This is a genomic window from uncultured Georgenia sp. (genome assembly GCF_937958535.1).
GTDB lineage: Bacteria > Actinomycetota > Actinomycetes > Actinomycetales > Actinomycetaceae > Oceanitalea.
Window position 1 is genome coordinate 1 of record NZ_CALGNQ010000190.1, and the last position, 12,441, is coordinate 12,441.

General features: G+C 71.7%; 14 protein-coding genes and 1 pseudogene. 13 read left to right on the forward strand and 2 right to left on the reverse strand.

Annotated features, from left to right (window positions below):
• Window positions 1–352 precede the first annotated feature (352 nt).
• From atpB to Q0195_RS10045, 13 genes are all read left to right on the forward strand, one after another.
• Window positions 353–1,147: a F0F1 ATP synthase subunit A gene (gene atpB / locus Q0195_RS09985; RefSeq protein ID WP_299277786.1), complete on the forward strand. Its 795-nt coding sequence runs from the start codon at window positions 353–355 to the stop codon at window positions 1,145–1,147.
• An 84-nt stretch (window positions 1,148–1,231) separates the two neighbouring features.
• Window positions 1,232–1,444: an ATP synthase F0 subunit C gene (gene atpE / locus Q0195_RS09990; RefSeq protein WP_299277789.1), complete on the forward strand. Its 213-nt coding sequence runs from the start codon at window positions 1,232–1,234 to the stop codon at window positions 1,442–1,444.
• Window positions 1,444–2,022: a F0F1 ATP synthase subunit B gene (locus tag Q0195_RS09995; protein ID WP_366518092.1), complete on the forward strand. Its 579-nt coding sequence runs from the start codon at window positions 1,444–1,446 to the stop codon at window positions 2,020–2,022. The genes atpE and Q0195_RS09995 overlap by 1 nt, the downstream gene beginning before the upstream one ends.
• Window positions 2,022–2,837, forward strand: a complete 816-nt coding sequence (locus Q0195_RS10000) for a F0F1 ATP synthase subunit delta (protein ID WP_299277792.1) — start codon at window positions 2,022–2,024, stop codon at window positions 2,835–2,837. Before Q0195_RS09995 ends, Q0195_RS10000 begins: the two co-directional genes overlap by 1 nt.
• Before the next feature lie 60 nt (window positions 2,838–2,897).
• Window positions 2,898–4,532 (forward strand): F0F1 ATP synthase subunit alpha, encoded by a 1,635-nt coding sequence (gene atpA, locus Q0195_RS10005; protein ID WP_299277824.1) that lies wholly within the window; start codon window positions 2,898–2,900, stop codon window positions 4,530–4,532.
• A 2-nt stretch (window positions 4,533–4,534) separates the two neighbouring features.
• Window positions 4,535–5,431 carry a F0F1 ATP synthase subunit gamma gene (locus Q0195_RS10010; RefSeq protein WP_299277827.1) on the forward strand — a complete coding sequence of 299 codons (897 nt, stop codon included), beginning with the start codon at window positions 4,535–4,537 and terminating at the stop codon, window positions 5,429–5,431.
• A 48-nt stretch (window positions 5,432–5,479) separates the two neighbouring features.
• Complete coding sequence (atpD, locus tag Q0195_RS10015; protein ID WP_299277830.1) at window positions 5,480–6,955, forward strand: F0F1 ATP synthase subunit beta; 1,476 nt, start codon at window positions 5,480–5,482, stop codon at window positions 6,953–6,955.
• A gap of 3 nt (window positions 6,956–6,958) precedes the next feature.
• On the forward strand, window positions 6,959–7,249 hold the full coding sequence (locus Q0195_RS10020; protein WP_299277833.1) for a F0F1 ATP synthase subunit epsilon: 291 nt from the start codon (window positions 6,959–6,961) through the stop codon (window positions 7,247–7,249).
• A gap of 12 nt (window positions 7,250–7,261) precedes the next feature.
• A complete protein-coding gene (locus Q0195_RS10025) occupies window positions 7,262–7,669 on the forward strand; it encodes a DUF2550 domain-containing protein (RefSeq protein ID WP_299277835.1) in 408 nt (135 codons plus the stop codon).
• Window positions 7,670–7,704: 35 nt separating this feature from the next.
• Window positions 7,705–8,400, forward strand: a complete 696-nt coding sequence (nucS, locus tag Q0195_RS10030) for an endonuclease NucS (RefSeq protein ID WP_299277837.1) — start codon at window positions 7,705–7,707, stop codon at window positions 8,398–8,400.
• 67 nt (window positions 8,401–8,467) lie between these two features.
• A complete protein-coding gene (locus Q0195_RS10035) occupies window positions 8,468–9,679 on the forward strand; it encodes an amidohydrolase family protein (protein WP_299277840.1) in 1,212 nt (403 codons plus the stop codon).
• On the forward strand, window positions 9,679–11,133 hold the full coding sequence (locus Q0195_RS10040) for a GH1 family beta-glucosidase (protein ID WP_299277850.1): 1,455 nt from the start codon (window positions 9,679–9,681) through the stop codon (window positions 11,131–11,133). The genes Q0195_RS10035 and Q0195_RS10040 overlap by 1 nt, the downstream gene beginning before the upstream one ends.
• The gene (locus tag Q0195_RS10045) at window positions 11,133–11,417 is read left to right on the forward strand and encodes a hypothetical protein (protein WP_299277843.1); all 285 of its coding nucleotides are present in this window, start codon (window positions 11,133–11,135) and stop codon (window positions 11,415–11,417) included. Before Q0195_RS10040 ends, Q0195_RS10045 begins: the two co-directional genes overlap by 1 nt.
• 43 nt (window positions 11,418–11,460) lie before the next feature.
• Here the strand turns inward: Q0195_RS10045 and Q0195_RS10050 are convergent, their stop codons facing one another.
• Together Q0195_RS10050 and Q0195_RS10055 are read right to left on the reverse strand one after the other, a co-directional pair.
• Complete coding sequence (locus Q0195_RS10050) at window positions 11,461–11,973, reverse strand: PASTA domain-containing protein (protein ID WP_299277845.1); 513 nt, start codon at window positions 11,971–11,973, stop codon at window positions 11,461–11,463.
• Window positions 11,974–12,011: 38 nt separating this feature from the next.
• A pseudogene (locus Q0195_RS10055) lies at window positions 12,012–12,441 on the reverse strand (hypothetical protein); the annotation flags it as partial.

Here is a 12,441-nt window from a genome sequence, read left to right on the forward strand (position 1 = left end):
CCGTAGCCGCCCACGGACGCGTGACCCGTGACAGGGGGTGGCCCGCCCGTAGCCGGCCCACGACCCCCGCGTCGGCGTCGCGCCGTCCCGGCAGAGGCGGCGCCCGGGCAGCTCGCTCGTCCCGCCCGGAGGGCCCCGGAGGCCACGGCCTCGTCCCGCCGGCGGACCGCCCGGTGACCCCGCAGACCCGGGCGGGCGGCCAGTTCTCGGCGTCCAGGCCGGTGGTCCGGGGCGCTCCGCGGATACGTTAGGCTTGCCCCGATCCCGACGCGGTTCGATCCGCACACCACACGACCAAACCTGGGGGTTCGTCCTGTCTGCCGCTGCGTCCCTCCTGACCCTGGCCGCCGGCGTGTCCACCGCTGCGGATGAGGGTGGGGGCTTCCACGCCCCGACACTGCAGGGCGAGTTCTTCCCGCCCGCGTTCCTCTTCGAAGGCACGCCGTTCGAGCTCAACCGGATCATGCTCGTGCGCATCGTCGCCACGATCGTGCTCGTCGCCGTGTTCTGGCTCGCCGCCCGCCGCGCCCGGCTCGTCCCGGGCCGCGCCCAGGGCGCCGCCGAGATGGCCCTCGACTTCGTCCGGGTGAACATCGCCGAGGAGGTGCTCGGCAAGGAGAGCGGGCGCCGCGCCACCGCGCTGCTCACGGTGATCTTCTTCGGCGTCTTCGCGATGAACATCACCGGCATCGTCCCGCTCCTCAACATCGCCGGCTCCTCCGTCATCGGCGTGCCGCTGATCTTCGCGGTCATCGCCTACGTCGGGTTCATCGCCGCCGGCGTGCGGGCGCAGGGAGCGGGAGGCTTCCTCAAGTCCTCCCTCTTCCCGACGGGGGTGCCGAAGCTCCTCTACGTCATCCTGACGCCCATCGAGTTCCTCTCGACCTTCATCCTGCGGCCGCTCACGCTGACCATCCGTCTGCTGGCCAACATGCTCGTGGGGCACCTGCTGCTCGTCCTGTGCTTCGGGGCCACCCACTACCTCTTCTTCGAGGCGGCGGGCGCGATGAAGGCGCTGGGCACCGTGACCTTCGCGGCAGGCTTCGCCTTCACCTTGTTCGAGATCTTCGTCGCCGCGCTGCAGGCCTTCATCTTCACCCTGCTGACCGCGGTGTACATCCAGCTGTCCGAGGACACCGCACACTGACCTGACCCCGGCTCCGTCACCCCGACAGAGTCACCACGAGACGTGCCGGGCGCGGGCCCGGTACACCAACGGAAGGAACACCCTGTGGAGATCGCCGGCAACATCGCCACCATCGGATACGGCCTCGCGACGATCGGCCCCGGTATCGGTCTGGGCCTGCTCGTCGCCAAGACCCAGGAGGCCACGGCCCGTCAGCCCGAGGTGGCTGGTCCGCTCCGCATCAACATGTTCATCGGTGCCGCCCTGGTCGAGGCGCTCGGTCTGATCGGCTTCGCCGCCGGGTTCGTGTTCGGCTGATGATGGTCACCGCTCTGGTTCAGGCAGCGGAGGGGGGCGATCAGAACCCCCTGCTGCCCGCGACCTACGACATCGTCTGGTCCCTGGTCTGCATCGCGATCATCGGCTTCGTCTTCGCGAAGAAGGTCGTGCCGGCCTTCACCCGCATCCTCGACGAGCGGACCGAGAAGATCGAGGGCGGCCTCCAGGCCGGTGAGCGCGCCCGCGCCGAGGCCGAGGCCCTGCGTGCCGACATCGAACGCGAGCTCACCGAGGCCCGGGTCGAGGCGGCCAAGGTCCGGGAACAGGCCCAGGAGGACGCCAAGGCGATCGCCGCCGACGTCAAGGCCAAGGCCCAGGCCGAGGCCGACCGCATCCTGGAGAGCGCCAAGCGCCACATCGAGGCCGAGCGCCAGCAGGCGGCCGCGTCCCTGCGCACCGACCTCGGCGTGCTGGCCACCGCCCTCGCCGAGCGCATCGTCGGGGAGTCCCTCGCCGACGACGAGCGGCGCCAGCGGGTGATCGACCGCTTCCTCGACGACCTCGAGGCGCAGACCGACCAGGCCCAGCAGAGGGTCGGGGAGACGACGGAGGCGTGATGCGAGCGAGCAGCCAGGCCGCGCTGGCGGCGGCGACCGAGCGGTGGGAGGCATCGCTCCGCGACGCGGGCGAGCGCGGGCGTGAGCTCGGCAGCCAGCTGTTCGAGGTCGCCGACACGCTCGCGAGCTCCGGCTCGCTGCGGCGGGCCCTCACCGACCCGGCCCGCTCCGGTGACGACAAGGCCCGCCTCGTGGGCGCCCTGTTCGACGGGAAGGTCGACCCCCTCGTGGTCGACCTGCTCGGCGGCATGGTCCGCTCCCGGTGGTCGGAGGAGGAGGACCTCGGCGCCGCGGTCGACGAGCTCGGCATCATCTCGGTGCTCGCCGCCGCGCAGTCGAGGGACGCGCTGCTGGAGGTGGAGGAGGAGCTCTTCCGCGTCGAGCGGCTGCTCGCCTCCAGCCGTGAGCTGCGTTCCAAGCTCGCCGAGCGCGACATCGACCCGCAGCGACGGGCCGACCTTCTCGACTCGCTCCTGGCCGACCGCTCCCAGGAGGAGACCCGCCAGCTCGTCCGGCGGGTCATCCAGGCACCGCGCGCCGGCTCGCTCAGCGCCGCGCTCCACTACCTCGGTGAGCTCGCGGCCGCCCGACGCGACCGCCTGGTCGCCAACGTCACGGCGGCCTCGCCGCTGACCCAGGAGCAGGAGGCGCGCCTGGCCCGGATCCTCGAGCGGACCTACGGCCGCGCCGTCCAGGTGAACGTCGGGGTCGACCCCGCCGTCCTGGGCGGGATGCGCATCCAGGTGGGCGCCGAGGTCATCGACGGGACCATGCTCTCCCGCATCCAGGAAGCCCGACGCCGGTTCACCGGCTGACCCCCAGACCGCACCACTGACATACCGCGACCACCGGGTCGCCAAGGAGAAGGAACTGCAATGGCCGAGCTGACGATCAAGCCCGAGGAGATCAGGGCGGCGCTGGACAGCTTCGTCGACTCCTACCAGCCCTCCGAGGCGGTGGGAGAGGAGGTCGGTCGCGTCACCGTCGCCGGTGACGGCATCGCGCGTGTCGAGGGCCTGCCCGGCACGATGGCGAACGAGCTGCTGCGCTTCGAGGACGGAACCCTGGGCCTGGCCCTGAACCTCGACGTGCGCGAGATCGGTGTCATCGTCCTCGGCGAGTTCACTGGGATCGAGGAGGGCCAGACGGTCCGCCGCACGGGTGAGGTGCTCTCCACCCCCGTCGGCGACAACTTCCTCGGTCGCGTCATCGACCCGACGGGCAAGCCCATCGACGGGCTGGGCCCGATCGAGGCCGAGGGCACCCGCGCCCTGGAGCTCCAGGCGCCCGGCGTCATGATGCGCAAGAGCGTGCACGAGCCGCTCCAGACCGGCATCAAGGCGATCGACTCGATGATCCCGATCGGCCGTGGCCAGCGCCAGCTCATCATCGGCGACCGCGGCACCGGCAAGACCGCCATCGCCGTCGACACCATCCTCAACCAGAAGGCGAACTGGGAGTCCGGCGACCCGAGCAAGCAGGTGCGCTGCATCTACGTCGCGGTGGGCCAGAAGGGCTCCACCATCGCCGGTGTGCGCGCCGCGCTGGAAGAGGCCGGAGCGATGGAGTACACCACCATCGTGGCCTCGCCCGCCTCCGACCCCGCGGGCTTCAAGTACATCGCGCCCTACACCGGCTCGGCCATCGGCCAGCACTGGATGTACCAGGGCAAGCACGTCCTCATCGTCTTCGACGACCTGTCCAAGCAGGCCGAGGCCTACCGTGCGGTCTCCCTGCTGCTGCGCCGCCCGCCGGGCCGTGAGGCCTACCCGGGTGACGTCTTCTACCTGCACTCCCGGCTGCTCGAGCGCTGCGCCAAGCTGAACGACGAGCTCGGGGCGGGCTCGATGACGGGTCTGCCGATCATCGAGACCAAGGCCAACGACGTGTCGGCCTACATCCCGACGAACGTCATCTCGATCACCGACGGCCAGATCTTCCTCCAGTCGGACCTCTTCAACGCCAACCAGCGGCCCGCCGTCGACGTCGGCATCTCGGTGTCGCGCGTCGGTGGTGACGCCCAGATCAAGGCGATGAAGAAGGTCTCCGGCACGCTGAAGATCACCCTCGCCCAGTACCGCTCGATGGCGGCCTTCGCGATGTTCGCCTCCGACCTCGACCCGACGACGCGCGCCCAGCTCACCCGCGGCGAGAAGCTCATGGAGCTGCTCAAGCAGCCCCAGTACTCGCCCTACGCCGTCGAGGACCAGGTCGCCTCGATCTGGGCCGGCACCAACGGCTACCTCGACGACGTCGAGACCAGCGAGATCGCCCGGTTCGAGCGGGAGATGCTCGACCACCTGCGGCGCAACACCGACGTGCTCGAGACCATCGCCGGCACCGGCAAGCTCGAGGACGACACCGAGGAGGCGCTGCGCAAGGGCGTCGAGGAGTTCCGCAAGGGCTTCCTCGCCGGTGACAAGCCGCTGAGCTCCGAGCCTGCCGCTCCCGAGGAGGACCCGCTGGTCGAGAGCGAGCAGGAGCAGATCGTCGCCGAGAAGCGGGGCTGACGATGGGGGCTTCGCAGCGCGTCTACAAGCAGCGGATCCGTTCCACGCAGACGCTGAAGAAGATGTTCCGCGCGATGGAGCTCATCGCCGCCTCGCGGATCGGGCGCGCCCGGGACAAGGCCACCAAGGCCAGCCCGTACGCCATCGCGCTGACCCGGGCCACCTCGGCCGTCGCCTCGCACGCGGTGACCGACCACCCCCTCCTGCAGGAGCGGACCGACACCAACCGCGTCGCCGTGCTCGTGTGCACCGCCGACCGCGGCATGGCCGGCTCCTACACCGCCAGCGTCCTGCGCGCCGCCGACCAGCTCATGGAGCGGCTGACCGAGGAGGAGGGCAAGGAGGTCGACCTGTACGTCGTGGGACGACGCGGCATCGGCTTCTACTCCTTCCGTGGCCGCCGGGTCGTCAAGAGCTGGGAGGGCCAGTCGGACAAGCCCGACGCCGCGCTCGCCCGCGAGATCGCCGACGTCGCGCTCAAGGCGTTCCTGGCCCCGGCGGACGAGGGCGGTGTCGCCGAGCTCCACATCGTCTTCACCAAGTTCGTCTCGATGGTCAAGCAGGAGCCGTTCGTCCGCCGGATGCTCCCGCTCGAGGTGGTCGAGGGCGTCGCCGAGCCCGGCGCCAAGCCGCTGCCGCTCTACGAGTTCGAGCCCTCGGCCGACGCCGTGCTCGACCAGCTGCTGCCGCTCTACGTGCGCAGCCGCATCTACAACGCGCTGCTCCAGGCGGCCGCCTCCGAGCTGGCCAGCCGGCAGCGGGCGATGCACACCGCCGTGGAGAACGCCGAGGAGCTCATCGGCACCTACACCCGGCTGGCGAACACGGCGCGTCAGGCCGAGATCACCCAGGAGCTCACCGAGATCGTCTCGGGAGCCGACGCACTGGCGGCGAGCTGACCGTGCGTTCCCAGACCACCAGTGCCGGCACGATGAAGGAAAGCTGACATGACTGCCACGACGACCGACTCCCAGACCGAGCAGCCGGGCACCCCCGGCATCGGCCGGATCGCCCGGGTGACCGGACCGACGATCGACGTCGAGTTCGCGCCCGACGAGATCCCTGCGATCTACAACGCGCTGGTGGCCACGGTGGACAAGTCCACCATCGGCCAGGGCGAGGGCACCCTGGAGATGACCTTCGAGGTCAACCAGCACCTCGGCGACAACCTGGTCCGCGCCGTCGCCCTCAAGCCCACCGACGGCCTCGTGCGCGGGATGGAGGTGCGCGACACCGGCGGCCCGATCACCGTCCCGGTCGGCGACGTCACCCTGGGCAACGTGTTCTCCGTGACCGGTGAGCCGCTCAACCTGGCGGAGGGCGAGCGCCTGGAGATCAAGGAGCGGTGGCCGATCCACCGCAAGCCCCCGGCGTTCGACGAGCTCGAGGCCAAGACCACGATGTTCGAGACGGGCATCAAGGTCATCGACCTCCTCACCCCCTACGTCCAGGGTGGCAAGATCGGTCTCTTCGGTGGTGCGGGCGTCGGCAAGACCGTCCTCATCCAGGAGATGATCCAGCGCGTGGCGCAGGACCACGGCGGTGTCTCGGTGTTCGCCGGCGTCGGTGAGCGCACCCGTGAGGGTAACGACCTCATCGTCGAGATGGAGGAGGCGGGCGTCTTCGACAAGACCGCCCTCGTCTTCGGCCAGATGGACGAGCCGCCGGGCACCCGCCTGCGCGTCGCGCTCTCCGCGCTGACGATGGCGGAGTACTTCCGCGACGTCCAGAAGCAGGAGGTGCTGCTCTTCATCGACAACATCTTCCGCTTCACCCAGGCCGGCTCGGAGGTCTCCACGCTGCTGGGCCGCATGCCCTCCGCGGTCGGCTACCAGCCGAACCTCGCCGACGAGATGGGCATCCTCCAGGAGCGCATCACCTCCACGCGCGGCCACTCGATCACCTCCCTGCAGGCGATCTACGTGCCCGCCGACGACTACACCGACCCGGCGCCGGCGACGACCTTCGCGCACCTGGACGCCACCACCGAGCTCTCGCGTGAGATCGCCTCGCGTGGTCTGTACCCCGCGGTGGACCCGCTGGCCTCCACCTCGCGCATCCTCGACCCGCAGTACGTGGGCCAGGAGCACTACGAGGTCGCCACCCGGGTGAAGTCGATCCTGCAGAAGAACAAGGAGCTGCAGGACATCATCGCGATCCTCGGTGTCGACGAGCTGTCCGAGGAGGACAAGGTCACCGTCGCGCGGGCCCGCCGCATCGAGCAGTTCCTCTCGCAGAACACCTACACCGCGGTGAAGTTCACCGGTGTCGAGGGCTCCACCGTGCCGGTCGCCGAGACCGTCGAGGCGTTCCGCCGGATCGCCGACGGCGAGTACGACCACGTGCCGGAGCAGGCGTTCTTCAACATCGGTGGCATCGAGGACCTCGAGCGCAACTGGGCGAAGATCCAGAAGGAGTCCTGACGCGTGGCACTGACGGTCCAGATCGTGGGTCCGGAGCGGACCCTGTGGAGCGGGGAGGCGTCCGCGCTCAGCGTGCCCGCCGCCGAGGGTGACATGGGCATCCTCCCCGGTCGCCAGCCGGTCCTGGCCGTGCTGCGACCGGGGAAGGTCCACATCACCCAGGTGGGTGGCGGCAGCGAGACGGTCGAGATCCAGGGTGGGTTCGTGTCGCTCGACGAGGACGCCGTGACGATCGTCGTCGACGAGCAGGACGAGCGGCGAGCGGAGCACGCAGAAGCCGCTGTCGACTACTAGGACCGGGCTGCCGTGGGCTGGGCGTGGGTGCTGTGGGTCCTCGTCCTGCTCGCGCTGCTCGGCGGGCTCTGGCTGTTCCTCCGGGTGCGCGGGCTGAGCAGGGTCGTGGGGTCGTTCGACTGTGCCTTCCGTGCCGCCGAGTCCCAGGAGTGGGCCAGCGGCGTCGCCGTCTACGGGGTGGACCGCATCGACTGGTACCGCATGGTGTCGCTGCGCGTCGGGCCGGAGGCCCGGTGGCAGCGCGCCGAGCTGGTCATCGACCCGCGTCGCCGCGCGCTGCCCGGCAGCGCGTGGGGCGCCGTCGAGGTCACCTGCCGGGTGCGCGGTGAGGAGTTCCACCTGGCGCTCGAGCCGGCGGCCCTGGCGGGCCTGACGAGCTGGCTCGAGTCCAGCCCACCCGTGGACCGCGGCGCCGCCTGAGCGGCCCGCCCGGCAGCTGCAAGGAGGGATCACACGTGCGGACCGTCATCGCCCGCTGCTCGGTCGACTACAGCGGCCGGCTCGACGCCCACCTCCCGCCGGCGACCCGCCTGCTCATGGTCAAGGCCGACGGCTCGGTCCTCGTCCACTCCGACGGCGGCTCCTACAAGCCGCTCAACTGGATGAGCCCGCCGTGCCGGCTGGAGGTGAGCGAGCCCGACGCCGAGGACGTCGCCGCCGGCGTGCAGGAGGTCTGGACCGTCCAGCACACCAAGAGCGACGACCGGCTCGTCGTGCGGCTCCACGAGGTCATCCACGATTTCTCCTACGACCTCGGGGTGGACCCCGGCCTCGTCAAGGACGGCGTGGAGGCCCACCTCCAGGAGCTCCTCGCCGAGCAGATCGAGCTGCTCGGCCCGGGGCACCGGCTCGTGCGGCGGGAGTACCCCACCGCGATCGGGCCGGTGGACATCCTCGCCCGCGACCCGCAGGAGCGGGCGGTGGCCGTAGAGATCAAGCGGCGCGGGGAGATCGACGGCGTCGAACAGCTCACCCGCTACCTCGAACTGCTCAACCGCGACCCGCACCTCAGCCCCGTCCAGGGCGTCTTCGCCGCCCAGGAGATCAAGCCGCAGGCCCGGGTGCTGGCCGAGGACCGCGGCATCCGCTGCCTGGTGCTGGACTACAACGCCATGCGCGGCCTGGACGACGCGGAGTCCCGGCTCTTCTGAGCGGGCGCCGGGGGCCGGCGGTCCCGGGCGCCCCGGGTCCGCCTGGTCGGCGTGCAGAATGGGGAGCATGAGCCAAGCCCCACCGCGTGTGCTGCGCGGCCGTGTCGTCACGCCCACCGCCGTCGTGGACGACGGCGTCGTCGCCTACGCGGGGGACCGGATCACGTGGGTCGGGACGGCCGCGAGCGCGCCGGGCGAGCTGCGTGAGGCCGTGGCCGCGGCACCGCGGACGGACGGGTACGTCCTGCCCGGCCTGGTCGACCTGCACTGCCACGGCGGGGGAGGGGCGAGCATCCCCGACGCCGAGGACGCCGACACGGTGCGCACCGCCGTCGCCGAGCACCTGCGCCACGGCACGACGTCGCTCGTCGCCTCGCTCGTCACCGCCCCGCCCGACGTGCTGCGCGCCCGCACCGCGGTGCTCGCCGACCTCGCCGAGGCGGGGGAGATCGCCGGCATCCACTTCGAGGGCCCGTTCATCTCCGCCGAGCGCTGCGGCGCCCAGAACCCCGCCGCGATCCAGGAGCCGGACACCGCACTCACCCGTGAGCTGCTCGAGCTGAGCCGTGGCCACGCGGTGACGATGACGCTCGCGCCCGAGGCGCGGGGCGTGACCGGGCCCGACGGCGTGAGCCGCGCCCTGGTCACCGGCGGCGCGCTGCCCTCGTTCGGGCACACGGTGGCCGACGCCGAGCAGGCCCGCGCCGCAGTCGCGGAGGCCGGTCGGTGGCTCGCGGAGGAGACCGCCGCCCGCTCCACGCGTCCGACCGTCACCCACCTGTGCAACGGGATGAACCCGATGCACCACCGCGAGCCGGGCCCGATCCCCGAGTTCCTCGCCGCCGCCCGTGACGGCAGGCTCGTGCTGGAGCTCATCGCCGACGGGGTGCACCTCGCGCCGTCGTTCGTCCGCAACGTCTTCGAGCTCGTCGGCCGGGAGAACGTCGTGCTCGTCACCGACGCCATGGCGGCCGCGGGGATGGCCGACGGCGCCTACCAGCTCGGGTCGCTCGCCGTCACCGTCACCGACGGTGTCGCGCGGCTGACCCACGGCGGCGCGATCGCCGGGGGCACCGCCCACCTCCTCGACGTCGTCCGCACCACCGTCGCCGGCGGGGTGGACCTCGTCGACGCGGTGTACGCGGCCGCCACCGGGCCCGCCGTCGTCCTCGGGGACGACACCGTCGGCGCCCTCGAGACGGGTCGCCGGGCCGACGTCCTGGTCACCGACAACGAGCTGCGACCCGTCGAGGTCGTGCGGAACGGGGTGAGCGTGTGATGTGGGAGGACTTCCGTTGGGGCATGGCGACCTCCGCGTACCAGGTCGAGGGCGCGGCCCGGGAAGGGGGCCGCGGGCCGTCGATCTGGGACACCTTCGCCCACACCCCGGGACGGGTGGCCGGCGGGGACACCGGTGACGTCGCCACCGACCACTACCACCGGTGGCGCCAGGACGTCGCGCTGCTGTCGGCGCTGGGCGTGCAGGCCTACCGGCTGTCGATCTCGTGGCCGCGGGTGCAGCCCGCCGGCCGCGGCCCGCTCAACCCCGAGGGCGTCGCCTTCTACCGCGACCTGCTCGACGAGCTGTGCGCCCGCGGGGTCGCGCCGGTCGTCACGCTCTACCACTGGGACCTGCCCCAGGAGCTGGAGGACGCCGGCGGATGGCCGGCGCGGGACACCGCCTACGCCTTCGCCGAGTACGCCCGGCTCATGGCCCGCGAGCTCGGTGACCGGGTCGCGCTGTGGGTGACCGTCAACGAGCCGTGGTGCGCGGCGTTCCTCGGCTACGCCTCCGGCGTCCACGCACCGGGCCGCACCGAGCCGGGTGCCGCGCTGGCCGCGGCCCACCACCTCAACCTCGCCCACGGGCTGGCGAGCCAGGCGATCCGCGCCGAGCTCGGTGACCACACACCCGTCTCGGTGGCGCTCAACCTCCACGTCACCCGCCCGGTGGACCCCGAGTCCGGCGCCGACCTCGAGGCCGTGGCCCAGATCGACGCCGTCGGCAACCACGTCTTCCTCGGGCCGCTGCTCGACGGCAGCTACCCCACGCGACTGCTGCGCGACACCGCGCACCTCACCGACTGGTCCTTCGTCCGCCCGGGTGACCTCACGACCACCCGGCAGCGGATCGACGTCCTCGGGGTGAACTACTACTCCACCCAGCTCGCGCGCCGGTGGACCGGGGAGGGACCCGCCCCGCGCGCGGACGGGCACGGCACCTCCGCCGCCTCCCCCTGGGTCGGCGTCGAGGACGTCGAGCTCGTCGCGGTGCCACCGCCGCACACCGCGATGGGCTGGAACATCGAGCCCCAGGCACTGGAGGAGCTCCTCCTCGCCCTCGACAACGCCTACCCCGACCAGCCGCTCATGGTCACCGAGAACGGTGCCGCCTTCGACGACGCCGTCTCCGCCGACGGCCGGGTGCACGACACCGCCCGCGTGGCCTACCTCCACGGGCACATCGCCGCGGTCCTGCGTGCCCGCGAGGCCGGTGTCGACGTCCGCGGGTACCTCGCGTGGTCCTTCCTCGACAACTTCGAGTGGGCCCAGGGGTACACCAAGCGCTTCGGCCTGGTCCGCGTCGAGCCCGACACCCTGGCGCGCACGCCGAAGGACTCGGCGCTGTGGTACCGCGAGCTCATCCGCACCGGCCGCCTGCCCCGGGTGGAGGAGGCAGCGGCGCTCCCACCGCTGGCGGACGACGCCCGGCCCGCCCCCTCGGTGCCCTGATGGCCCGGCCCCGGCGCGGACGCAAACGCCCCTACGGCGACCCGCACGTCCCCCTCGACCCCGAGCGGATCGGTGCCATCCCGCGCACCGAGACCGGCCCCGGCGGCGAGCCCTACACCGTGCGTACGGTGCGCGGCGGGGAGAAGTCCTACCGCTGCCCCGGGTGCAACCAACTCATCGCCCCGGGCACCTCGCACGTCGTCGCCTGGCCGAACGAGCCGCTGCTCGGCGGCGGGCTGGAGGAGCGGCGGCACTGGCACACGTGGTGCTGGCGGCGGGCCTGAGCGAGGCGGCGTGAGGCCTTCCGCCCCGGGGCGCTGCGCACGTTCACTCCAGCTCGAGGATGACGTCCAGCCCATCGTCGGGGTGATAGGCCCAGGACGCCTCGATGCCGCCCCAGCTGTCCTCCTGGCGGCCGTCCAGCGAGCGGGTGGCACCCATCTTGTCGAGCACGACGTCCGGGACGTCGAGCTCCTCGAGCACGCACAGCGTGTCGGTCAGGGTGAGGTCGCCCGAGCCCCTCTCCTGCCCCGCGGTGTCGAGAACGAGGCTGCGCCCGTCGTCGCCGATCCGGCCCGCGTCACACGCCTTGCTGGCGGCTTCCAGCGCGCTGTGGACGTTGAGCCGGATGGTCTCGCCACGTGGGCGTTCCTCCCCCTGCGGGGAGTGGGACGAGATGGTCCAGTCGACGACGTCGTCGAGCTCGTGGCCACCGACGATGACGACGCCGAAACCCGCGTCCTCGAGCATGGCGACAGCGTCGGCCACGGGTTCACCGGTGACGTCCGGGATCTGCGCCGTCGGCGCTGCGCATCCGGCGACGACGGCGACCGCAGCCACTACGGGAGCACCAACCCTGAGCATCTCTCGTCCGCCCTTCACTGCTGGTTCCAGACGCCGCAGCTGTTCTCGAAGTCCTGTCCCTCGCTGAGCGTGACGGTGGGGAAGCCGCCACTGGGGATGTCGTTCTCGATGATGTCGCCACCATTGGAGCCGGTGCGCAGGATCGCCCAGTAGCACCGGTCGGTCAGGGCCTCGGCAACCCGGTAGGTGCCGGCCTCGATGTCGACGCCGACCGTCCAGATGCCGTTGTGGATCTGTGTCTCGGCAATCCGGTCCTCGGTCGCCGCGACCGCGGCTTCGCGTTCCTCGACCGCCGCCGCCTGTTCGGCTATCTCGTTCTCGCGCTGGTCGAGTGCTGCCTCGCGCTCGTCGAGCTCGGCGACTCTTCGCTCGGTCGCCTCTGCTGCGCCGGCGAGGCGCGGGCGGCGACGGTCGAGGAGAACCAGGGCGTGTTCACCGGCATCT